This is a genomic window from Flavobacterium cheongpyeongense (genome assembly GCF_003202435.1).
In the GTDB taxonomy this organism is placed as follows: domain Bacteria; phylum Bacteroidota; class Bacteroidia; order Flavobacteriales; family Flavobacteriaceae; genus Flavobacterium; species Flavobacterium cheongpyeongense.
On record NZ_QJHK01000001.1, the window covers coordinates 1 to 22401 of the forward strand.

At 33.9% G+C, this 22401-nt stretch carries 21 protein-coding genes, 2 tRNA genes and 1 rRNA gene; 11 read left to right on the top strand and 13 right to left on the bottom strand.

All coding sequences use genetic code 11. The features are described from left to right. From rrf to pafA, 4 genes are all read left to right on the top strand, one after another. Positions 1-93 (top strand): 5S ribosomal RNA (gene rrf, locus DMB65_RS00005); the annotation flags it as partial. A 45-nt stretch (positions 94-138) separates the two neighbouring features. Beyond that, positions 139-211, top strand: a tRNA-Phe gene (locus tag DMB65_RS00010). A gap of 10 nt (positions 212-221) precedes the next feature. Continuing rightward, a tRNA-Leu gene (locus DMB65_RS00015) sits at positions 222-307 on the top strand. 261 nt (positions 308-568) lie between these two features. After that, complete coding sequence (pafA, locus tag DMB65_RS00020) at positions 569-2185, top strand: alkaline phosphatase PafA (RefSeq protein WP_110304634.1); 1617 nt, start codon at positions 569-571, stop codon at positions 2183-2185. Positions 2186-2445: 260 nt separating this feature from the next. Here the strand turns inward: pafA and ald are convergent, their stop codons facing one another. Further along, entirely contained in the window at positions 2446-3564 is a 1119-nt protein-coding gene (gene ald, locus DMB65_RS00025) for an alanine dehydrogenase (protein ID WP_110304635.1), read from the bottom strand. A 168-nt stretch (positions 3565-3732) separates the two neighbouring features. Between ald and DMB65_RS00030 the strand changes: the two genes are divergently transcribed. Beyond that, the gene (locus DMB65_RS00030) at positions 3733-4215 is read left to right on the top strand and encodes an Lrp/AsnC family transcriptional regulator (RefSeq protein WP_230470563.1); all 483 of its coding nucleotides are present in this window, start codon (positions 3733-3735) and stop codon (positions 4213-4215) included. Between the two features lie 61 nt (positions 4216-4276). Here the strand turns inward: DMB65_RS00030 and DMB65_RS00035 are convergent, their stop codons facing one another. Then, complete coding sequence (locus DMB65_RS00035) at positions 4277-5725, bottom strand: glyceraldehyde-3-phosphate dehydrogenase (protein WP_110304637.1); 1449 nt, start codon at positions 5723-5725, stop codon at positions 4277-4279. A 160-nt stretch (positions 5726-5885) separates the two neighbouring features. Beyond that, positions 5886-7286 (bottom strand): trypsin-like peptidase domain-containing protein, encoded by a 1401-nt coding sequence (locus DMB65_RS00040; RefSeq protein WP_110304638.1) that lies wholly within the window; start codon positions 7284-7286, stop codon positions 5886-5888. A gap of 137 nt (positions 7287-7423) precedes the next feature. Here DMB65_RS00040 and dapF point away from each other — a divergent pair, with 137 nt between their 5' ends. The 5 genes from dapF (at position 7424) to DMB65_RS00065 (ending at position 11533) form a co-directional block, all read left to right on the top strand. After that, on the top strand, positions 7424-8206 hold the full coding sequence (dapF, locus tag DMB65_RS00045) for a diaminopimelate epimerase (RefSeq protein WP_110304639.1): 783 nt from the start codon (positions 7424-7426) through the stop codon (positions 8204-8206). A gap of 73 nt (positions 8207-8279) precedes the next feature. After that, positions 8280-8813 (top strand): GNAT family N-acetyltransferase, encoded by a 534-nt coding sequence (locus DMB65_RS00050; protein ID WP_110304640.1) that lies wholly within the window; start codon positions 8280-8282, stop codon positions 8811-8813. Between the two features lie 10 nt (positions 8814-8823). Continuing rightward, positions 8824-9864, top strand: a complete 1041-nt coding sequence (gene mltG, locus DMB65_RS00055) for an endolytic transglycosylase MltG (protein ID WP_110304641.1) — start codon at positions 8824-8826, stop codon at positions 9862-9864. A 2-nt stretch (positions 9865-9866) separates the two neighbouring features. Further along, positions 9867-10787 (top strand): DUF2279 domain-containing protein, encoded by a 921-nt coding sequence (locus DMB65_RS00060; RefSeq protein WP_110304642.1) that lies wholly within the window; start codon positions 9867-9869, stop codon positions 10785-10787. A gap of 98 nt (positions 10788-10885) precedes the next feature. After that, the gene (locus DMB65_RS00065) at positions 10886-11533 is read left to right on the top strand and encodes a peptidoglycan-binding protein LysM (RefSeq protein WP_110304643.1); all 648 of its coding nucleotides are present in this window, start codon (positions 10886-10888) and stop codon (positions 11531-11533) included. A gap of 51 nt (positions 11534-11584) precedes the next feature. Here the strand turns inward: DMB65_RS00065 and scpA are convergent, their stop codons facing one another. The 10 genes from scpA to dnaA all read right to left on the bottom strand — a co-directional run bounded on the left by scpA (position 11585) and on the right by dnaA (position 21799). Further along, positions 11585-13726: a methylmalonyl-CoA mutase gene (scpA, locus tag DMB65_RS00070; protein WP_110304644.1), complete on the bottom strand. Its 2142-nt coding sequence runs from the start codon at positions 13724-13726 to the stop codon at positions 11585-11587. A 45-nt stretch (positions 13727-13771) separates the two neighbouring features. After that, positions 13772-15136: a methylmalonyl-CoA mutase subunit beta gene (locus DMB65_RS00075; protein ID WP_110304645.1), complete on the bottom strand. Its 1365-nt coding sequence runs from the start codon at positions 15134-15136 to the stop codon at positions 13772-13774. A 20-nt stretch (positions 15137-15156) separates the two neighbouring features. Beyond that, positions 15157-15483: an FtsB family cell division protein gene (locus DMB65_RS00080; protein ID WP_110304646.1), complete on the bottom strand. Its 327-nt coding sequence runs from the start codon at positions 15481-15483 to the stop codon at positions 15157-15159. Between the two features lie 197 nt (positions 15484-15680). Next, positions 15681-16289, bottom strand: coding sequence for a uridine kinase (udk, locus tag DMB65_RS00085; RefSeq protein ID WP_110304647.1), 609 nt, complete (start codon positions 16287-16289; stop codon positions 15681-15683). Between the two features lie 252 nt (positions 16290-16541). Next, entirely contained in the window at positions 16542-17423 is an 882-nt protein-coding gene (locus DMB65_RS00090; RefSeq protein ID WP_165834809.1) for an SDR family oxidoreductase, read from the bottom strand. Positions 17424-17497: 74 nt separating this feature from the next. After that, a complete protein-coding gene (locus tag DMB65_RS00095; RefSeq protein WP_110304648.1) occupies positions 17498-18625 on the bottom strand; it encodes a methionine aminotransferase in 1128 nt (375 codons plus the stop codon). Positions 18626-18685: 60 nt separating this feature from the next. Beyond that, positions 18686-19087, bottom strand: a complete 402-nt coding sequence (locus DMB65_RS00100) for an energy transducer TonB (RefSeq protein ID WP_110304649.1) — start codon at positions 19085-19087, stop codon at positions 18686-18688. Between the two features lie 22 nt (positions 19088-19109). Beyond that, positions 19110-19823 (bottom strand): SAM-dependent methyltransferase, encoded by a 714-nt coding sequence (locus DMB65_RS00105; protein WP_110304650.1) that lies wholly within the window; start codon positions 19821-19823, stop codon positions 19110-19112. A 71-nt stretch (positions 19824-19894) separates the two neighbouring features. Then, positions 19895-20362: a low molecular weight protein-tyrosine-phosphatase gene (locus tag DMB65_RS00110; protein ID WP_110304651.1), complete on the bottom strand. Its 468-nt coding sequence runs from the start codon at positions 20360-20362 to the stop codon at positions 19895-19897. Between the two features lie 9 nt (positions 20363-20371). Beyond that, positions 20372-21799 carry a chromosomal replication initiator protein DnaA gene (gene dnaA / locus DMB65_RS00115; protein ID WP_110304652.1) on the bottom strand — a complete coding sequence of 476 codons (1428 nt, stop codon included), beginning with the start codon at positions 21797-21799 and terminating at the stop codon, positions 20372-20374. Between the two features lie 186 nt (positions 21800-21985). Between dnaA and DMB65_RS00120 the strand changes: the two genes are divergently transcribed. After that, a complete protein-coding gene (locus DMB65_RS00120) occupies positions 21986-22390 on the top strand; it encodes an acyl-CoA thioesterase (protein WP_110304653.1) in 405 nt (134 codons plus the stop codon). Positions 22391-22401: the final 11 nt, after the last annotated feature.

Consider the following 22401-nt stretch of genomic DNA (forward strand, 5'->3'; position numbering starts at 1 on the left):
CGGGGCTCACCTCTTCCCATCCCGAACAGAGAAGTTAAGCCCGCCTGCGCAGATGGTACTGCAATTTTGTGGGAGAGTATGTCGTCGCCTTTCTTTTAAACCCTTCATCAATCGATGAAGGGTTTTTATTTTAAATCAGGTACCTTAGCTCAGATGGTAGAGCAATGGACTGAAAATCCATGTGTCCCTGGTTCGATCCCTGGAGGTACCACAATAAGAATGCTCGGATGGTGAAATTGGTAGACACGCTGGACTTAAAATCCAGTGAACAGCAATGTTCGTGCGGGTTCAAGTCCCGCTCTGAGTACAAACAAAAAGCGTAATTACTTATATCAGTTATTACGCTTTTTTTATTTTATGAAATAGATAAGGATTTTCAATTTGTCCAGAAGGGATTAATCCTTTTTGATGATATTTGGCTAATTTTACAAAACCAATGATTTTGTCTGCATTCTCAAAAATACCATGAAGTTCTGTTAAATTAAGATCAATTTTACTTTTAAACCTAAAGGTTGTTTAGCCTTTTTAGATTTGAATCTGTATTTTTGTTTAAATATTATAACTAGATATGAAAAAATGTATTGTATTGTTGATGCTGTTTGTTATCTCAAATCTTGCCGCTCAACAGCGTCCTAAATTGGTAGTAGGAATTGTGGTTGATCAGATGAAAATGGAATATTTGTATCGATTTTCAGATGATTTTTCTTTAAACGGATTTAAGAGATTAATGGATAATGGATATACTTTTCAAAATATGCATTATAATTATTTGCCTACTTATACAGCTCCAGGGCATGCATCAATTTATACAGGAACTACGCCAGCAATACATGGAATTGTGGGAAATGAATGGTTTAGCAGAAGTCTTGGTAAGCAGATGTACTGTACAGATGATGCATTGGTAAAAACAGTGGGTGACGGAACTGTAGAGGAAGGTGCTATGTCTCCTAAAAATTTACAAAGTACAACCATAACTGATGAAGTTAGAATGGCGACTAATTTTCAAGGAAAAGTTATTGGAATGAGTCTTAAAGACCGAGGAGCGATTTTGGCAGCTGGGCATTTTGCGAATTGGGCATTTTGGTACAGCAAAACTGGATCTTTTATTTCAAGTACTTTTTACGGAGAAAAATTACCGGAGTGGGTATCTGAATTTAATAACGAGAAAAATTATCTGAAATATATTAATAAAGGGTGGGACTTGTATGAGCCTGGTTCGACTTACAATGAAAGTCTTTCTGATAATAATCCGTATGAAGGAAAATTATACGGAAGTTCTGAACCTGTTTTCCCGTATGATCTGAAAACCATGTATGAAAAAAATGATGCCGGAATAATTCGTTCTACTCCTTATGGGAATGATTTACTGGCTGATTTTGCGAAAAGAGCCATTGAAAAAGAAGAGCTGGGAAAAGATAATATTACTGACTTCTTAACAATAAGTTTTTCGTCTACTGATTACGTTGGCCATTTATTAGGACCACGTTCAATAGAACTTCAGGATACGTATTTACGATTAGACCAGACAATAGCCGATTTTTTAACGTATTTGGATAAAACAGTAGGAAAGAATAATTATTTGCTTTTCCTGACGGCTGATCATGCTGGTGCGGAAAATGTTATTTATTTGAAAGACCACAAATATGATGTTAATAATTATCCGTCAAAAGATTTTAGAAAAAATTTACAGGATTTTTCATTAAAAACATTTGGGGTAGATTTGCTTTTAAATTATTCTAATTTTAATATCTTTTTTAATAAAGAAATGATTAAAGAGAAAGGATTAGATTTGGTAAAAATAAAACAAGTATTCAAAGAGTTTTTAATGTTGTTACCACAGGTTAAAAAAGTATATACAGAAGAAGAAATTTTGGCTAATTCAGGAAATGATTATTATTTGAATTTTGTAGCAAAAGGTTATGATGTAACGCAGGATGGTGATATAGTTGTAATTGGGAAACCTGGAGTTATTGAATACTTGCCAACGGGTACATCGCATGGTACTGCTTATACTTACGATACACATGTGCCTGCAATTTTTTATGGTTGGCATATTAAAAAAGGAGAATCTTACGATAAAAAGGCTATTACTGAAATTGCACCAACGATTGCTCAAAAAATAAAAGTTACTTTCCCAAATGGAACAGAAGCTAAAGTAATGCAGGAAGTATTGAATGAAAAGTAATATTTTAGAGTTATAAATTTAAACCTGTCTTTTGAGGCAGGTTTTTTTGTGCAAAAAAAAGAGGGTGTCCGAAAAGTAAAACCCTGAAAATTATTAATAATTTTCAGGGTTTTTTATTAACTATATATCAGTAAAAACTCTTTTAGAAGACATTTTTTTTACTAAATTACCATTGAAACAAAGAAACATAACAATTCATTTTACTTTTCGGACAGCCTCTTTTTGCTAGTGAATTTTAGTAAACACTATTTTAGTAATAACTATGCGTTTGTTAATACTAATTCTTCATTGAAAGGAAGATTCCATGCTTCTGCTACTCCTTTGTAAAGAATTTTTCCATCGGCAATATTTAACCCTTTTTTCAATTCTTCATTTTCGTTACAAGCTTTTTTCCAGCCTTTATTGGCTAATTGTACTGCGTAAGGCAAAGTAGCATTAGTTAAAGCTAAAGTAGATGTATAAGGAACTGCTCCTGGCATATTAGCTACACAGTAGTGAACAATATCATCAATAATGAAAGTTGGATTTTCGTGAGTTGTTGGAGTACAAGTTTCGATACAACCTCCCTGATCTACAGCAACGTCAACAACTACAGTTCCAGGACGCATTAATTTAAGCATGTCTCTGGTAATTAAGTGAGGAGCTTTTGCTCCTGGAATTAAAACTGCTCCAACAATTAAGTCGGCGTCTTTAATTGCTTTTGTAATGTTGTAATGATTTGACATTTCAGTATTTACATTTGCAGGCATAATATCATCTAATTGACGTAAGCGTGGTAAACTCAAATCCATTATGGTAACTTGTGCACCTAAGCCGGCAGCCATTTTTGCAGCCTGAGTCCCAACAATTCCACCTCCCAAAACTAATACTTTTGCCGGAGGTACACCTGGAACACCACCTAAAAGAATTCCTCTTCCTTTTAATGGTTTTTCGAGATATTTTGCACCTTGCTGAATTGCCATACGACCTGCAACTTCAGACATTGGAACTAATAATGGTAAACTACGGTCGGTCTTTTCAACTGTTTCGTATGCTAAACATACTGCTCCTTTTTCTAACATTGCATGAGTTAATTCTTCAGATGAAGCAAAATGGAAGTAGGTAAATAGTAACTGATCTTTTTTGATCAATGGATATTCAGAAGCAATTGGTTCTTTTACCTTAATAATCATTTCAGCAATTGCATATACTTCTTCAATCGTTGCTAGAACTTCAGCACCCGCTTCTGTATATTCTTCATCATTAAAACCACTTCCTAAACCTGCAGTAGATTGTACATAGACTGTGTGTCCGTGTTTTTTCATTTCAGAAACACCGGCAGGAGTTAATGCTACACGGTTCTCGTTATTTTTAATTTCTTTTGGAATACCTATTATCATTTTGTTGTTTTTTTATTGAGTTTGTGTTACAAATGTATTAATAGAGAATTTATTATTGATTATGGTGCTTTAAATAAGAAAATATTATTTTATTTAATACTTTTACAGGAAAATATTCTTTCTGGGTTCGTTTTTATTTTCTTAAAAAGAAAAAATGACTGATTTTGATTGAATACAGAAAACGTTTTCGTTATGGCTTTGGATGAAATTGATAAGAAAATCTTACGTCTTTTACAGGAAAATGCTCATTACACACTGAAAGACATTGCAAACAAAATAAATTTGTCATTAACACCAGTTCATGATAGAGTTAAACGTCTTGAAAAAGAAGGTGTTATAGAAAAGTATGTTTCTATTTTAAACAAAAAAAAATTAGGTAATAATCTAACGGTTTATTGTCAGGTAACTTTAACAAAACAGACATATGATACTTCTGAGGGTTTTAATCAGTCGATTTTAAGTATGGCAGAAGTTGTAGAATGCAATTATGTTTCGGGAAACTTCGATTATATGCTGAAAGTTATTATTCCTGATATGGAAAGTTATCATCATTTTCATCAAAAAAAGTTGTCCGTTTTACCTGAAGTTTCTTTAATAAATACTGTTTTTGTTATTTCAGAAGTAAAAAGCACAACGGTTTTACCAATTTAATGTAAACAAAAAACCACCAAGAAAACTTGATGGTTTTAAAGACTCTAAATTAAATACTGGATTAATAATAAGTAAAACGTCTCACTTTTGCAATATATTTTGCCAGGCGGATTACCTGATGGCTGTATCCATATTCATTGTCATACCAGATATAGAGTACAATATTTTTTCCGTCTTTAGAAACAATAGTTGCATTGCTGTCATAAATTGCCGGTGCAGATGTGCCAACAATGTCAGATGAAACGAGTTCGTTATTTAATGAGTACTTAATTTGTTCTACCAATTCGCCTTCCAGTGCATATTTTTTTATGATTTTATTTACGGTTGCTGATGATGTTGCTTTTTTAACTTCGAAGTTTGCAACTACCAAAGATCCGTTTGGTACTGGAACTCTGATGGCATTTGATGTTAATTTTCCTTCAAGTGAAGGTATTGCTTTGGCAACTGCAGTGCCCGCACCAGTTTCAGTGATGACCATGTTTAAGGCTGCGGCTCTTCCGCGGCGGTATTTTTTATGCATATTATCAACCAGATTCTGATCGTTTGTATAGGAATGAATGGTTTCTAAATGACCTTTTACAATTCCTAAATTGTCTTCAATAACTTTTAAAACAGGGGTTATAGCATTTGTTGTACATGATGCAGCTGAGAAAATATTCGTCTGATCCGGATCGTATTCGTTATGGTTTACACCATATACAATATTCGGTACTCCCTTTCCTGGTGCTGTCAATAATACTTTACTGACTCCTTTCGAAACTAAATGTTTGTTTAATGTTTCTTCTGAGGTAAAAGCTCCGCTGTTGTCAATTACCAGCGCATCATCAATTCCGTATTGAGTATAATCTATTTCCTCTGGTGAATTTGCATGGATAATGGTCACTGTTGTCCCGTTAATAATTAAAGCATTATTTTTTGGATCTGCTGTCACTGAACCCTTAAAATCTCCGTGAATTGAATCGTGTCTTAATAATGAAGCTCTTTTCTCTAAGAGTATTGTATCGATTTTATCACGGGTTACAATTGCTCTCAGTCGAAGCTGATTTCCTTTTCCGGTTTTAGACATTAATTCCCTCGCTAATAAGCGTCCAATTCTTCCAAAGCCATACAAAACGACGTCTTTAGGTTGAATTTCTTTTGATGATTTGGCTTTTTTTAATTTATCCATTATAAAATACCTGGAATCCGGATATTTTTCTTCTTCTAGTTGATATTCATAAGTTAATTTTCCAAGATCTAATTTTGCAGGAGGAAAATCTAACGATAAAATGACTTTTGCGATTTCAACAGAATCAAAAATGCTGATTGGTTTGCCGACAAATTCTCCAGCATAATGATGAAGATTGATTATGTCGCTGACATTTTTATCCAATAATTGATTTTTGAATAAAACCATTTCGATCGATTTGTCATACCATAAATCGCTTATGATTTTAATTAATTCGACTCCGGCTCTTCTTCGGTCGACTTGTAAGGATACTTCTTTTTGGTATAATGTTTTTTTTGTCATAATTGATTGAAATTGAAAAAATAAAATACTCTCTATTATAAATTCTACTCAAAAATATTTATTTCAATCGATTTCGTAACCTGTTTTGATATTTATTTTTCCAAAAAAAAAGTCATCTTAAATTTTAAGATGACTTTTATAATTTATTTTGGAATTTTTTTTAGATGATGATCCTAAATATCTCACCATTCTTGTTTATCATTTCGATTCGTACACTCTGGCCTTCATCTTTTTTATTTAAAAGTTTCGAAACCGTTTCAACGTTTGTCGCTTTGATGTTGTCAATGCTTAAAATAATATTGCCTTGTAATTCATTTTGGTATTGCATCAGATTTTCATTGGTGATATTTTTGATTTTTACTCCATAATCAATTTTGAATTTCTTTTTATCAATAGCATCAATATTTTCTAACTCAATCCCTTTAAATTCGGTACTGAAAAATTCATTTTTACTCAAGGTTACAGACGCTGTTTTCGATTTACCTTCTCTAATGTAAGTCACCTGAACAATATCGTTTGGTCTTTTGGTGTTAATATAACCTGAAAGATCAGCAAAAGTTGAAATACTTTGATCATCTAATTTTACAATAATATCTCCTTTGGTAAGACCAGCCTTTTGAGCGCCTGATTTTGGAGTGACTTTATTAATGTAAAAACCTTGTGTCTCAGAAATTCCTAATTCTTTAGAAGCGTTGCTGTTTAATTCTCCACCTTCAACTCCTAAAATCCCTCTTTGGACATTTCCAAATTCCATAATGTCTTCGACAATTTTTCGGGCATTGTTAGAAGGAACAGCAAAAGAATATCCTACATATGATCCAGTCATGGATGAAATCATAGTATTGATTCCGATTAATTCACCACGGGTATTTACTAAAGCACCTCCACTGTTTCCAGGGTTTACGGCAGCATCAGTCTGAATGAAAGACTGGATACCACTTGTGTCTAAGTTTCGGGCTTTTGCTGAAACGATTCCGGCAGTTACTGTAGAAGTCAAATTATACGGATTTCCAACCGCTAAAACCCATTCTCCAACTTTTACACTGTCAGAGTTCGCAAAAGCAGTATAGGGCAGTTTCTCATCAGCATCAATTTTTAATAATGCAATATCCATTTTAGAATCTGTACCGATAAGTTTCGCTTTATATGACTTTTTATTATTTAAGGTAATTTCAATTTCTGAAGCGTCTTTAATTACGTGATTGTTTGTAACAATGTAGCCATCTTCAGATATAATAACACCAGAACCTGTCCCTACTTGTTCTTGCTGCTGTCCCCCTCCATAACCATAGAAAAATTCCAGCATAGGATTGCTTATCGTTCTGCGGGAAACGTTTTTAACGTGAACTACAGTATGGATCGTTTTATCAGCAGCTTCAGTAAAATCTACTGTTTCGGCAGCCAGGCCAACATTTCTGCCAAATGAATTCGGGGCAAGAGTAACAACAGAATTTTCTCTTCCCAAAAAAGAATTGTTACCATCAAATAACATTTTATAGGCACCAAGTGTAGTAGCGCCACTCAATAACGACACTAAAAATAAGCTTGAAAATCTTTTCATAATTAGGATAATTGTTTAAGTTACTACTGTAAAATTAAAGGAAAAAATTATTTTGGAAAATGGTTTAACGCTCTTTAACAATGATTAACATTTCATTAATTAATAGTTCGTACTTTTGCACATTATAATAGATAAAAATGCAAATAGAATTTTATAAATATCAGGGTACAGGAAATGATTTTGTAATGATTGATAATCGTTCAGGTTTCTTTCCAAAAGAAGACGTAAAACTTGTTGAACGTTTGTGTAACAGACGTTTCGGAATAGGAGCCGATGGACTCATTTTACTTGAAAATGACGCTGAAACCGATTTCAGAATGGTATATTACAACTCAGATGGAAATGAGAGTTCGATGTGTGGTAACGGAGGTCGTTGTCTTGTTGCTTTTGCAAATCAATTAGGTGTTATAGAACATAAAACTACTTTTATTGCTACTGATGGCTTACATTATGCAACAGTAAATGATAATTCTATTGTTTCCTTACAGATGATTGATGTTGTTGAAGTTCAAAAGAAAGATTCCTATACTTTTTTAAACACCGGTTCACCTCATCATGTACAAATTGTAGATGATTTGGAACATTATAATGTTAAAGAAAATGGTGCTGCAATACGTTATGGATCGTTGTATGGACAAAAGGGAAGTAATATTAATTTTGTTAAAAAAGTGAATGACGCTGAGTTTTCGCTTCGAACTTATGAAAGAGGTGTTGAAGATGAAACGTTAGCCTGCGGAACTGGAGCGACTGCTGTTGCAATTGCTATGAATGCAACCGGACAAACAGATAAAACTTCCATTGATATAAATGTTGAAGGCGGAAAATTAGCCGTTTCTTTTGATAAATTAGGAGAACATTTTACGAATGTTTTTTTAATTGGTCCTGCAAAATTTGTTTTTAAAGGAATAATAGAGATATAAAGTCCATTTTTTAAAATTCCAAATACCAATCTTTAGTTCAAGTCCAGACCTAAAACCATAATTTTCAAATTAAATGATCACTCTGAAAGGCAAGAATATTTATCTGCGCGCATTAGAACCTAATGATTTAGAGTTTGTCTATGCGATGGAAAATGATGAAAGTATTTGGGAAGTCAGCAATACGCAAACACCATATAGCCGTTTTTTGGTTCGGCAATATCTGGAAAATGCACATCAGGATATTTATGAGGCGAAACAGTTACGCCTTGCGATTTGCCAGGATGAAGATTTTCCAGCTATTGGTCTGATTGATTTATTTGAATTTGATCCTAAAAATAATAGGGCTGGAGTTGGTATTGTAATTCAAAATAAGGAAAACCGAAATCAAAATATTGGTTCTGAGGCTTTAGAGTTATTAATTAGATATTCTTTTTACAATTTAAATTTGCATCAATTATATGCAAATATTAGTGTAGGAAATGTAGCAAGTATAGCTCTTTTTACTAAATTTGGCTTTGAGCAAACAGGAATTAAAAAAGATTGGATCTTGCTAAATGGACGTTATCAGGACGAGGCAATTTTTCAATTGATTAACAAACAAATTTAAATTTTAGATTTTGAAATTAAAAAAGAGTATCACCATAGTTGCCGTAGCTGTTATTTCAGTTTTAATGATTTACGGATTTTTACTAATTAGCAGAATTTTTAGTGCCAACACAAAATTTGAAGAAAAAGAACTTTATGTATACGTTGCTACTGATGCTACCTATGCAGATGTTAAAAAAATATTGGAACCGTATGTTAAGAATTTCGATGATTTTGAGATGGTCGCCAGTAAACGCAACTACCCCGAAAATGTAAAGTCAGGCCGGTTTTTACTAAAAAAAGACATGAACAACATTGATTTGGTTCGAGCAATGCGTTCCAATGTTCCGGTTAAACTGGCTTTTAATAATCAGGAGCGATTAGAAAATTTTGCCGGAAGAATTGGTTCTCAAATTGAAGCTGATAGTTTGTCACTATTGAAAGCTATAAAAGATTCTACTTTCTTAAAAGAGAATGGATTTAACGAAGAGAATGTTTTCGCCATGTTTATTCCAAATACTTATGAAGTGTACTGGAATACTTCTGCAGTAAAATTCCGTGATAAAATGATTAAGGAATATCACAATTTTTGGACTGCTGAAAGAATTGAAAAAGCTAAAAAGCAAGGCTTGACACCAGTTCAGGCTACAATTTTAGCTTCTATCGTACATAAAGAATCAGTTAAAAAGGATGAAAGGCCCCGTATTGCAGGAGTTTATTTAAATCGTTTACGTTTAGAAATGCCGTTACAAGCAGATCCAACTGTGATTTATGCACTAAAACTACGTGACAATAATTTCGATCAGGTGATAAAAAGAGTTTTTTACAATGATTTAATTATGAGATCTCCTTATAATACTTATGTGAATATAGGACTTCCTCCAGGTCCAATTGCCATGCCTGATATTACTGCTGTCGAAGCTGTTTTAGATCCTGAAAAGCACGATTATATTTATTTTTGTGCCAGTATTGACCGTTTTGGTTACCATGAATTTGCCTCATCTTATGAGCAACATACCATTAATGCAAAAAAATATTCAGACTGGATTGCCGGTCAGGGAGTAACAAGATAGTTTTGAGTTTTAACGTACCTTTTTTTTTATTGGTTTTGTCTTTTTTGGGCTTTCATAATATCGAAGCCCAAAACAAAATTGATGCCTTTTTAGAGCCTTCTGATACTTTAAATATAAAAAGACAAAATACGGTTATCATAACTGAAGCAGCTCTGGCTTCCGTTACATTAATTGGTTTAAATCAGATTTGGTATGCAGATTATGCCAAATCTGATTTTCATTTTATAAACGATAATAGTGAATGGTTACAAATGGACAAAGTTGGACACTTTTATTCAGCTTATCATTTGGGTAGACTTGGCGCTGAAGCACTTAACTGGAGTGGAGCAAGGTCAAAAAATCAATTAATTTACGGACCGGGTATTGGTTTTTTTTTTCTTACTGCTGTTGAAGTTTTAGATGGATATTCTGCAGAATGGGGGGCATCATCCGGAGATTTAATTGCTAACACAGCCGGTACAGCATTATATGTTTCTCAGGAATTACTCTGGAAAGAACAACGAATTACACCTAAATTCTCTTTTCATACTACTAAATATGCAAATCAAAATCCTGAAAAACTCGGAAGCTCGCTTAATGAGCAGATTTTAAAAGATTATAATGGACAGACTTACTGGCTATCAGTAAATCTTCATTCTTTTGCAAAAAACACAAAAATACCAAAGTGGTTTAATGTTGCTTTTGGATATGGTGCAGAAGGAATGTTGTCTGGTAACAATCATAATGAAATCTTAAATTTGCCATATAAAACCAATATTAAACGTAAGTTTTTTCTTAGTTTAGACCTTGATTTAGCTAAAATTGACACAAAATCGCATTTTTTTAAAACTATTTTTTCTGTTTTTAACACGATAAAAATTCCGGCTCCAACTCTCGAATATACCGCCAATAAAGGGTTTAAAGCATATACCCTTTACTTCTAAAAATCGTAAACAACTGATTATCAGTGTATTTTTGTATTTATTATCTTTGCACAGTAGAAATTTCAAAAAGGTGACAGCGTTTTGAAGAAAAACAATTTATGATAAAGAAATGGTATTATTACACTAGTTTAATCGTTATTATTACATTTTTAACTTTGGGTTTCAAACCCTTTAGTCTGGAAATCAAACCTTGGTTTTATATAGCAAAAACAGATGGATCAGAGTACTTATTTCCATCTAAGGACAAGGATGACTATCCTTCACAAACAAAATTAAATGCTCCTTTTACCGGAAATCGGCTAATTGGCTTTAAAGAAGCAATTGCTTTCAAAGAATCTCAGGGTAAATACCGAAAAGTAAATTCTATCGGGTATATGGGAAAATACCAATTTGGTTCAAAAACTTTAAGAGCAGTAGGTGTTCAAAATGACAAAGATTTTTTAAAAAACCCAGCCCTGCAGGAAAAGGCATTTATTGCATTGTTATCTAAAAACAAATGGATTTTACGTAGAGAAATCCAAAAGTATGAAGGGAAAATCATTAATGGGGTTGCGATTACTGAATCAGGAATTTTAGCAGCAGCACATTTAGGCGGTGCAGGATCGGTTAAGAACTTTTTTAAAAACAGAGGCAACAGACATTTTAGAGATGCTTATGGCACTTCTTTAAAAAGTTATATGAGAGCCTTTGGAGGTTATGATCTTTCTTATATTGAAGCAGACAGTAATGCAACAATAAATGATTAAGAACTTTTGAAAGTATAAAAATCCCGATAAACTCGGGATTTTTTATGCTCTTTAATCAATGAGAATTTCCAGAATTTTAATAGCGGCCTCACTTATTTTGGTACCTGGGCCAAAAATCGCTACTGCTCCGGCATCAAATAAGTATTGATAGTCCTGCACCGGAATTACACCTCCTACAATTACCATGATATCTTCACGACCATGCTTTTTGAGTTCATCAATTACTTGTGGTACTAATGTTTTGTGACCTGCAGCCAATGAAGAAACACCTAAAACATGAACGTCATTTTCAACTGCTTGTTTGGCGGCTTCTTCCGGAGTTTGAAATAACGGCCCTATATCAACATCAAAACCTAAATCAGCATAACCAGTTGCTACTACTTTTGCCCCCCGGTCATGCCCGTCCTGCCCCATTTTGGCAACCATGATTCTCGGGCGCCTTCCTTCTTGTTTTGCAAAAGTGTCAGCTAGCAGCTTAGCTTTTTCAAAATTTTCATCATTTTTAATTGCTGCACTATACACACCGCTAACAGATTTTATGTGTGCTTTGTACCTGCCAAAAACACTTTCGAGAGCATCACTGATTTCACCTAAAGTGGCTCTGTTTCTTGCAGCTTCAATGGTAATTTCTAATAAATTTCCATGTCCGGTCTTAGCACAATGAATTAACTTTTCTAGTGATTGGTTTACTTTGTCAGTATTTCGGGTTGCTTTTATTTTCTCAAGACGTTCCATTTGCTGCTTCCTGACAATTTGGTTATCTACGTCTAAAATATGTAATGGATCTTCTTTTTCTAATCGAAATTTATTTACACCTACAATTATATCTTGTCCGCTGTCAATTCTGGCTTGTTTTCTTGCAGCTGCTTCTTCTATTCTAAGCTTGGGTATTCCGGCTTCAATGGCTTTTGTCATTCCGCCTAATTCTTCTACTTCTTCAATCAGTTTCCATGTTTTTTCGATCATATCATGGGTAAGGCTTTCTACATAATAACTTCCTGCCCAGGGATCGACTGTTTTAGTTATTTTAGTTTCTTCCTGTAAAAAAATTTGAGTATTACGTGCGATTCTTGCAGAAAAGTCAGTGGGTAAAGCAATTGCCTCATCTAGCGCATTGGTGTGTAATGACTGCGTACCACCAAAAGCGGCAGCCGAAGCTTCAATACAAGTTCGGGTTACATTATTAAAAGGATCTTGTTCGGTTAAACTCCATCCACTGGTTTGACAATGTGTTCTTAAAATTAATGATTTATCACTTTTTGGATTAAATTGTTTAACCAATTTTGCCCAAATCATTCTTCCGGCTCTCATTTTGGCAATTTCCATAAAATGATTCATGCCAATAGCCCAGAAAAATGATAATCTGGGTGCAAAATCGTCAATTGTCATGCCTGTCGATAATCCGGTTCTGATGTATTCTAAACCATCTGCCAGCGTATAAGCCAGTTCGATGTGAGCTGTTGCACCAGCTTCCTGCATGTGATATCCTGAAATAGAGATGGAATTGAATTTTGGCATTTTTTTGCTGGTGAATTCAAAAATATCAGCAATGATTTTCATTGAAGGTGCTGGCGGATAGATGTAGGTATTGCGAACCATAAACTCTTTCAAAATATCATTTTGTATGGTTCCTGAAAGTTTTTCTGCTGAAACGCCCTGTTCTTCTGCTGCCACTATATAAAATGCCATAATGGGTAAAACAGCACCGTTCATGGTCATTGAAACAGACATTTCATCCAATGGAATCTGATCGAAAAGGATTGTCATATCTTCGACAGAGTCAATAGCAACACCTGCTTTTCCTACATCGCCAACAACTCTTTCATGATCGGAATCGTAGCCCCGATGGGTTGGTAAATCAAAAGCAATAGATAAACCTTTTTGACCGGCAGCTAAATTTCGTCTGTAAAAAGCATTACTTTCCTCTGCAGTTGAGAATCCTGCATACTGCCGAATTGTCCAGGGGTGTTTGACGTACATGGTTGGGTAAGGACCTCGTAAATAGGGTGCAAAGCCAGCTCCAAAATCAAGAAACTCTAAATCTTCAATATCTTTTTCTGAATACGTTTTTTTTAATTCAATTCCTTCGGCAGTGGTGAAGCTTGATGTTAATGGATCTGATTCAGACGTTTTTTTGTCTGAATCATAATTTGTAACATCTAACTTAATATGTTTAAGGTCTTTTCTTATCATTTTGAAATACTCTTTTGGAGCAGTTTATTAATTACTTGAAAAAGATTATTCTAACTTTAGTCGCTCCTGTTCTAATTTTTCTGCCAGTCTTTTTTCTATAATTGGCGTAATTAATGTTTTTCTTGGTTTTATTTTTACAAAAGGAAACAATTCTAAATTATGTTTCATTTTGTCTTCTCTATTTGGATATTTATTTGTTCCTACCAAAACTTCTTTTTTAGAATCAAATAATTCTTGTTCCTTATTGGCACTTTCCTGAATTTTCTTTTTGATAGTTCCTTCGTTTAAAAGCTTTAAAAAACCTCCATTTGATTCTATATCTTTGAATAAAGCTAAACTTTTTTCAGCTAATTGCATGGTAAGGCTTTCAATATAATAACTTCCGTCAGCAGGATTATTTACTTTGTCAAAGTAGCTTTCGTGTTTTAAAATCAGTAATTGATTTCGTGCAATCCGATCACCAAATTCATTGTCTTTGTGATATAATGCGTCGTATGGCAAGTTAGCAACAGCATCAGCTCCACCTAAAATTGCCGACATACATTCGGTTGTGGTTCGAAGCATATTGACATTGTAATCGTAAATTGTTTTATTGCGTTTGGTTGGTGTTACTAACAAATGGCAGTCCAGATTAGGGCTATATGCTGCAGCAATTAATTTGAAGAGCATTCGCAAAGCACGAAGTTTTGCAATTTCAAAAAAATAATTGGTACCTACAGACACTTGAAAAACAATTGGTTTAGTATTATCTGGCAAAAGATTTAAATATTCGTTTGCGTGCGCTAAGCTATAGGCAATTTGTTGTGTAATATTTGCACCGGCATTTTGGTAGAGACCTGAATCAATACTTAGCAAAGAAAGATTTGTTGTGGCTTTTAAAATGTTTTCAAGGCTTTCAAAGTTATTTTTATCAGAACTTGCAAACCAGTTTCCCTCTCGGGCTAAATGACCGATTGGGTCAAAATTACAATAAAAAAAAGCTTTTTTTTGAATCGAAATCGTATCCAATAGTTTTACGAAATCGATTGAAATAAAACTTAAATGAAAGTAAACGATCCTGTTTTCTAAAGGAAGATTTTCTAATAATTTTTGAATGTCTGTTTTTTCGTTTTGAATCGTAAAACGCAAACTTTCAGCACCTTTTTCAAAACTATCTATTGCTCTTTGAATCGATTTTTCGAGATCATAGACAAATATGTTTTGACAAATTTTAAAATTGGAAGCCCGTGTTGTTACCGAAGCAGTTTTATAATCTTCATCGTAATGGTAAAATGGCTTTACCTGAATATCTTCCGGAGAATTCCAGATTACGTTTTTGTTATAATCAGCTCCATCCAATTCAAACTGAATTTTTTGTTTCCATTGTTTGGATGAAACCGGATTAAAATCGTCGAATAGGGTAGTAGACATTTGAAATATTTTTTCTGAATTTATTCTTTTTCCTGAAGCGTATCGCCTTCAAATTTGATTATGTATATGTCCTCGCTGTCTTTTTTCATGAAATATTTTTCGCGGGCATATTTTTCTATCTGTTCAGGATTTTTGAGTTGTTTGATTTGTTCCTGATCTTTTTTTATTTCTTCCTGATAATAGGTTTTATTGTTTTCAAGTTCATGGATCTGGTCATTTAAGAACCGATGGTCGAAATAGGAATAATTGTCTAAAAATAGCATCCATACCACAAAAAAAAGTAATACCCAGACATATTTATTGCCCAGGAATTTAAACCATTTTTTGTCTTTATAGGGATTTTTCATTGTAGTTTAATTTTAACCTATTATTTCTTTAAGATTCGTCTTTTAGCCCCGATTCTTCACAAAGTTTATTTTTTTATTTGTGTTCAGTGAACTTCGTTTGAGCCGGTATCCTTTTCATGGCTTTTTCTGCCATTAAAAGATAAAGGCGAGAGCGGGAAACAGCTCCTGATTTTTATGGAATAAATTTACGATAAAAATTATAAAATTCGTTGATTAATTACGGCACGAACTACATCGATAGCCACGGTATTGTATTTGTCGTTGGGAATAATAATGTCGGCAAATGCTTTTGAAGGTTCGATAAATTGCTCGTGCATAGGTTTTAAAGTGTTTTGATAACGTGTTAAAACCTCGTCGATATCGCGTCCGCGTTCTGAAATATCACGTTTTAAACGGCGAACTAACCTTTCATCAGAATCGGCGTGAACGTAAATTTTAATATCAAAAAGCTCCCGTAATTCGGGATTTGTTAAAATTAAAATACCTTCAACAATCATCACTTTTCGGGGATGCGTTGAAACGGTATCGTCGGTTCTGTTGTGCTGGATAAAAGAATATACCGGCTGATTAATTGTTTCGCCTGCTTTTAAGGCTTTAAGATGTTTTTCTAATAACTCAAAATCAATAGACCTTGGATGATCAAAATTAATTAAAGCTCTTTCATCAAACGACAAATGATGAGTTTCCTTGTAGTATGAATCCTGTGAGATTACGCCAACTTCAGTGTCTGGCAATTCGTTCATGATTTGATGTACTACTGTTGTTTTTCCACTTCCAGTTCCTCCTGCAATTCCAATGATGAGCATAAATTTGATGTTATAATTTGTTTGACAAAAATAATAATTAAACTGAAATGTTTAAATGTATTAAGATTTTAAACCATATAAGTAATGTTAGGAAGTATATGTAGAAAGATATTTAAATAAAATTGTACATAGTTGCATTTATATTACTTATAGGGTAAAAAACATAAAAAAATCCCGATAGCACTGCCGTCGGGATTTGGTGCAATCAGTATAATTTATTTAAAATATTCTGAATTTAGTAAGCACTTGTAATTATTTATTCTTTTTTGCTTTTATCATCATTTCGAGCTGATCCCAAAGTTCTTCCGGGATTGCTTCGAGTAAGTTGAATTGTCCAGCGCCTTTTAGCCACTCACCTCCATCGATTGTAATGACATCTCCGTTTACGTAAGCTGAAAAATCAGAAACAAGATAAGCTGCTAAATTGGCCAATTCCTGATGATCTCCCACGCGTTTTAAAGGCACTTTTTTAGCCATATCAAACTTTTCAGCTAGATCACCAGGCAATAATCTGTCCCACGCACCTTTTGTTGGGAATGGTCCCGGAGCAATTGCATTAGAACGAATTCCGTATTTTGCCCATTCTACTGCTAAACTTCTTGTCATGGCTAAAACACCTGCTTTTGCTGTGGCACTTGGAACTACATAAGCAGATCCTGTCCAGGCATAAGTTGTAACAATATTTAATATGGTGGCCGATTTTTGCTTGCTGTCGATCCAGTGTTTTCCAAAAGCCAGGGTACAGTTTTTAGAACCTTTAAGTACGATATCTATAACGGTGTCAAATGCATTTGCAGAGAGACGCTCTGTTGGAGAAATAAAATTTCCGGCAGCATTGTTCAAAAGAACATCAACTTTACCGAAAGTATTTAAAACTTCCTGAAGCATGTTTTCAACCTCTTCATAATGACGGACATCACATTGAAGCGGCAGACATTTTCCGCCAGTTTCAGTTTCGAGCTCCGCTGCTGTTGATTGTAGCTTTTCTAAATCTCTTGAAGTAATGGCTACCTGAGCCCCCAATTCTAAAAAATATTTGGTCATTGCTTTTCCTAAACCACTTCCGCCGCCTGTAACTACAATGACTTTACCTTTTAAAGCATCGTCTCTTAACATTTTATCTGTATAGCTCATACTTTTTATTTTTACAAAATTAATTAATTTAAATAGGATGCATGCATAACATTGTTATAAATTTTAAAAAAACTTTATATTTCGCATATTTTTTTTGCGGCTGTTTCAAGTGTGAAATTATCCTTGGCGAAACAAAAGCGTATTAATTTCTGGTCTTTATGATCAGAATAAAAGGTTGAAATTGGAATTGCGGCAACACCATGATCGGTGATTAATTTTTTACAGAAAGTCACATCATCATCGTCAGAAATATTGGCATAGGAAGCAACCTGAAAATAAGTTCCTTCACAGGGTTTTAATTCCAATCGGCTATTTTGAAGCAGTTTTTGAAAATAATCCCGTTTTTCCTGATAGAATTCCCCAAGCCGATTTACATCAACAACATCTAAATACTGACTAATGGCAACCTGTGAAATACTGTTTACACTAAAAACCAAAAACTGATGCACTTTTTTGATTTCTTTCATTAGGTATTCAGGAGCAACAGTGTAACCAATTTTCCAGCCGGTAATATGAAATGATTTCCCAAAAGAAGAAACCATAATACAACGATTTAAAAGGAAATCTTTGGTATGTGCAGAAATATGTTTTTCTTCGAAAGTGATGTATTCATAGACTTCATCAGACAAAACCAAAAGATCGGGATATTTTTCAAGAAGATTTTTTAGTTGTACAAAATCCGCTTCGGTTAGGATTTTTCCGGTTGGATTATGCGGATTATTGAGGATGATCATCTTCGTTTTTGAAGAACACGCTTTTTCTATGGTTTCCCAATTTGGAGTATAATCATCATGTAAAGCTATGCGAATTGGTTTTGCATTGCACAATAAAACTGGAGATTCATACGAATCGTAACTCGGATCCAGAATTATTACTTCGTCTCCGGTTTTTACTAAAGCTAAAATAGTGGTAAAAATTCCCTGAGTGGCACCTGCAGTTACCAATAATTCTAAATCAGGATTAATCTTCCGGTTATAAGAACTCTGAACTAATTTTGCAATTTGGTTCAGTAATGGCGGATAACCTGCCATTGGTGTATATTGGTGTACATTTTCTTTGGATAACTTCGCTAAAATATCGGTCAATCTTTCATCAACAGGGAAATTTGGGAATCCTTGTGAAAGATTTATCGCATTATGTTCAGCTGCCATTTTAGACATTACTGTAAAAATGCTGGTGGTGACATTTGGAAGTTTACTCATATAAAGTTTGATTTTGGGAAAACTGGTGAGTGTGTTAGTAAATAATTTTGGTGAGCTAAATTATTTGAGAACTATTGGGACTGAAAATAAAACCCTAATTGTTTCGCCTTTTTGTTTTCCAGGATTCCATTTAGGACTTAGTTTTAGAACTCGAAGTGCTTCAACTCCTGTTCCATGACCTGCATCTCTAAGAATTTTTATATCTGTTAGCGAACCATCTTTTTCAACTATAAATGTTACGTAGATTTTTTTTCCTTTTAAATTAATATTTCCTTCAGGATATTTAAAATTTTGATCAACAAATGCAAAGAATTTGTCATATCCACCTGGGAAGTCTGGTTTGAGGTCTATGCCTGCTGTATTGTAAACGGGACTTTCGTCATATTTTGTTGTAGATGAGGTGCTTTGAGAAAATATATTTTGTGCAAAACAAATAAAAACTAGAATTAGAAACTTTTTCATGGATGATAATTTTAAAATTTGTTTACATTTTATGAAGAATAAAAATCGTAGGTCGGTTATGCAAATCAACTTTCAATTTTTTCCAGTCAGAAACACGCATCGTTTTAATGAATTCTGTTGGCAACGTAATATCCGTAGCAATACAAAGATGCGTTGACGGATTTAGAATTTGTAAAAGATCCTCAACTAGTTTATTATTTCGATAAGGAGTTTCAATGAAAATTTGCGATTGATTTTTATCCTGAGATAATTTCTCAAAATGCCTTAAAGCTGATTTTTTTTCGTCTTTATCAATTGGTAAATATCCGTTGAAAGTAAAACTTTGTCCGTTCATTCCGGAAGCCATCATCGCTAATAAAATTGAAGAAGGGCCAACTAATGGTACAACCTGAATTCCTTTTTCGTGTGCCAGTTTGACAATCACAGCTCCGGGATCTGCGACTCCTGGACATCCGGCTTCGCTCATCAGGCCCATGTTTTTCCCTTCCAGTAAAGGTTTTATAAAGTCTACATGTTCGCTTGGTTCAGTTCGTTTATTCAGTGTAAAAAGAACCAGTTCTGATTGTTTCTTTTCAGGATAAACGGCTTTTATAGATTTCCTGGCCGTTTTATCATTCTCAACAATATAATGGTCAATTAATTCTATTGTCCTTCTTACAGTTTGTGGTAAAACATCCATAGGATCGCTTTCGCCCATAGTTGTTGGAATTAAATATAATTTTCCCGGATGTTTCATATTTTATGGTATTATAAAATGAAATACTTTTTCAATTATTAAGTTTTAAGTTTAATAATTGAAAAAGTAAGTTAAGAGTGTTTTTTGATAAGTTTTTTGGAGATAATTTCGGCAGCTTCATCTAACATTTTATAGACATTGTCAAATCCGTCTACTGCTCCGTAATAGGGATCGGGCACATCAACATTTTCATCCGGAAATAGTTCATTCAGGATTAGACATACTTTGTTTTTGTGTTCAGGAGTTTTGGCAAGATGAGTAACGTCACGATAATTTGAATTGTCCATGACATATATATAGTCGAATTCATCAAAATCGGAAGTTTTAAATTGCCTTCCTTTCTGTTGATCGATACATAAGCCATTTTTTTTAGCAACAGCTATAGATCTTTTGTCAGGGGAATGACCTATATGCCAGGAGCCTGTTCCTGCTGAATCGACTATAAAATTTTCTTTTGGTAATTTGGATGCTAAAATACCTTCGGCCAGTGGTGACCTGCAAATATTTCCCAAACAAACCATTAAGATTTTTACTGGCATGATGCGCGTTTATAGCGTTAATTTTTTGTTGATGTCTTCGACAAATTTTTTGAATTGCTTGTCTGTAGAAACTAAATTGTCAACTGTTTTGCAAGCGTGCAAAACGGTAGCGTGATCGCGATCACCAATTTGAGAGCCAATGTTTGCCAAAGAAGCTTTTGTGAATTTCTTGGCAAAAAACATGGCTAATTGTCTCGCCTGAACTACGTGTCTTTTTCTGGTTTTTGATTGAAGGGTTTCAATATCCAACTGAAAATAATCAGACACAATTTTTTGAATATAATCGATAGAGATTTCTCTCTTTACATTTTTTACAAATTTCTCTACAACACTTTTAGCCAACTCAATTGTTACTTCTTTTTTATTAAAAGAAGACTGAGCGATCAATGAAATAATAGCTCCTTCCAATTCTCTGACATTGGTTTTGATATTGCGGGCAACATATTCAATAATATCTTCCGGCATTTCGACGCCATCACGGTAAAGAATGTTTTTTAAGATTGAAATACGGGTTTCGTAATCCGGCTGATGAAGCTCTGCAGATAAACCCCATTTAAAACGCGATAATAAACGCTGCTCAATATCCTGCATATCAACAGGAGCTTTGTCAGATGTTAAAATTACCTGTTTTCCGTTTTGATGCAAATAATTAAAAATATGGAAAAACACATCCTGAGTTCCCGATTTTCCAGATAAAAACTGAACATCATCAATAATCAAAACGTCGATTAACTGGTAAAAGTGAATAAAATCGTTACGATTATTCTTTTTTACAGAATCAATATATTGTTGTGTGAAAATTTCTGCCGAGATATATAATACCGTTTTTTCCGGAAATTTGTCTTTTACTTCAACACCGATAGCGTGTGCTAAGTGAGTTTTTCCTAAACCAACGCCTCCAAAAATTAATAATGGATTAAAAGATGTTCCTCCCGGCTTATTGGCAACCGCCATACCTGCAGAACGCGCCAGACGGTTTGAATCTCCTTCAAGAAAATTATCAAAGCTGTAATTTGCGTTTAACTGCGATTCGATTTTTAAATTTCGGATCCCGGGAATTACAAACGGGTTTTTAAGTTCTGGATTTAAGTTTTTAAACGGAGCGTCAACTTCTTGTGGTTTCATTGGAACTCTATTGGAACTTGGCAACTGTTCGGTAAACGGTTGTTTATTTCCATAAGTGTTTTCCATTTTAATTTTATAAAGTAACTTTGCGTTTTTTCCCAGTTCTTTGGTAAGCGCAACTTTCAATAATTTAACGTAATGTTCTTCGAGCCATTCGTAGAAAAATTTACTTGGAACCTGAATATATAACGCATTGTCGGTTAGCTCAACTGATTTGATTGGTTCAAACCAAGTTTTGTAGGCTTGATCTTGAATATTGTCTTTTATAAAGGACAAACAGTTTTCCCATACCGATTGAGCAGTTTTAGTCATAAATTCTAATAAATTTTTTTATTATTTATAAAGATTCTCCTAATAAAAATGGAGCAATTTTATTCCGTATTTCGGGATAACAAATATGTGAACAAATTTCTGTAAAAAAAAATATTTTGTCTTCTAATTTTATAAAATAATGTTGTAAGGAGGCTTTTTAAAATTAATTTTTTTAATATATTAATAATGAAAAATCATCAAACTCAAGTACGTGTCCGTTACTCTGAAACGGATCAAATGGGAGTTGTTTATCACGGTAATTATGTTCCTTATTTTGAGATAGGACGCGTGGAATGGCTTAGAAATAAAGGTGTTTCGTATAAAAGCATGGAAGAAAGCGGGATCGGGCTGCCAATTGTTTCGATGCAGATAAATTACAAAAAATCGGCACGTTATGATGAGCTTTTAACAATTCATACAACGTTCAAAAGTCAGTCGTCTGTGAAGATTGAATTTGACTGCGCAATTTATAATGAATCGAATGAGTTATTAACAACGGCAGTGTTTATTTTGGTGTTTATTTCGTTAAAAACGGGTCGCCCGACAGCTCCTCCGGATTATATTTTGGAATTATTTAAAACACTGGTGTAATTATTAAAAAG

Excerpts from the sequence above, each read along its gene's own strand:
- dnaA (WP_110304652.1), bottom strand. The coding sequence starts at position 21,799 with ATGACTAAAACTGCTCAATCGGTATGGGAAAACTGTTTGTCCTTTATA.
- scpA (WP_110304644.1), bottom strand. The coding sequence starts at position 13,726 with ATGATAAGAAAAGACCTTAAACATATTAAGTTAGATGTTACAAATTAT.
- DMB65_RS00100 (WP_110304649.1), bottom strand. The coding sequence starts at position 19,087 with ATGAAAAAGTTTCTAATTCTAGTTTTTATTTGTTTTGCACAAAATATA.
- DMB65_RS00040 (WP_110304638.1), bottom strand. The coding sequence starts at position 7,286 with ATGAAAAGATTTTCAAGCTTATTTTTAGTGTCGTTATTGAGTGGCGCT.
- pafA (WP_110304634.1), top strand. The coding sequence starts at position 569 with ATGAAAAAATGTATTGTATTGTTGATGCTGTTTGTTATCTCAAATCTT.
- DMB65_RS00120 (WP_110304653.1), top strand. The coding sequence starts at position 21,986 with ATGAAAAATCATCAAACTCAAGTACGTGTCCGTTACTCTGAAACGGAT.
- DMB65_RS00090 (WP_165834809.1), bottom strand. The coding sequence starts at position 17,423 with ATGAGCTATACAGATAAAATGTTAAGAGACGATGCTTTAAAAGGTAAA.
- udk (WP_110304647.1), bottom strand. The coding sequence starts at position 16,289 with ATGCTCATCATTGGAATTGCAGGAGGAACTGGAAGTGGAAAAACAACA.
- DMB65_RS00065 (WP_110304643.1), top strand. The coding sequence starts at position 10,886 with ATGATAAAGAAATGGTATTATTACACTAGTTTAATCGTTATTATTACA.
- dapF (WP_110304639.1), top strand. The coding sequence starts at position 7,424 with ATGCAAATAGAATTTTATAAATATCAGGGTACAGGAAATGATTTTGTA.
- ald (WP_110304635.1), bottom strand. The coding sequence starts at position 3,564 with ATGATAATAGGTATTCCAAAAGAAATTAAAAATAACGAGAACCGTGTA.
- DMB65_RS00105 (WP_110304650.1), bottom strand. The coding sequence starts at position 19,823 with ATGAAACATCCGGGAAAATTATATTTAATTCCAACAACTATGGGCGAA.
- DMB65_RS00035 (WP_110304637.1), bottom strand. The coding sequence starts at position 5,725 with ATGACAAAAAAAACATTATACCAAAAAGAAGTATCCTTACAAGTCGAC.
- DMB65_RS00095 (WP_110304648.1), bottom strand. The coding sequence starts at position 18,625 with ATGAGTAAACTTCCAAATGTCACCACCAGCATTTTTACAGTAATGTCT.
- DMB65_RS00110 (WP_110304651.1), bottom strand. The coding sequence starts at position 20,362 with ATGCCAGTAAAAATCTTAATGGTTTGTTTGGGAAATATTTGCAGGTCA.
- DMB65_RS00080 (WP_110304646.1), bottom strand. The coding sequence starts at position 15,483 with ATGAAAAATCCCTATAAAGACAAAAAATGGTTTAAATTCCTGGGCAAT.
- DMB65_RS00075 (WP_110304645.1), bottom strand. The coding sequence starts at position 15,136 with ATGTCTACTACCCTATTCGACGATTTTAATCCGGTTTCATCCAAACAA.
- DMB65_RS00050 (WP_110304640.1), top strand. The coding sequence starts at position 8,280 with ATGATCACTCTGAAAGGCAAGAATATTTATCTGCGCGCATTAGAACCT.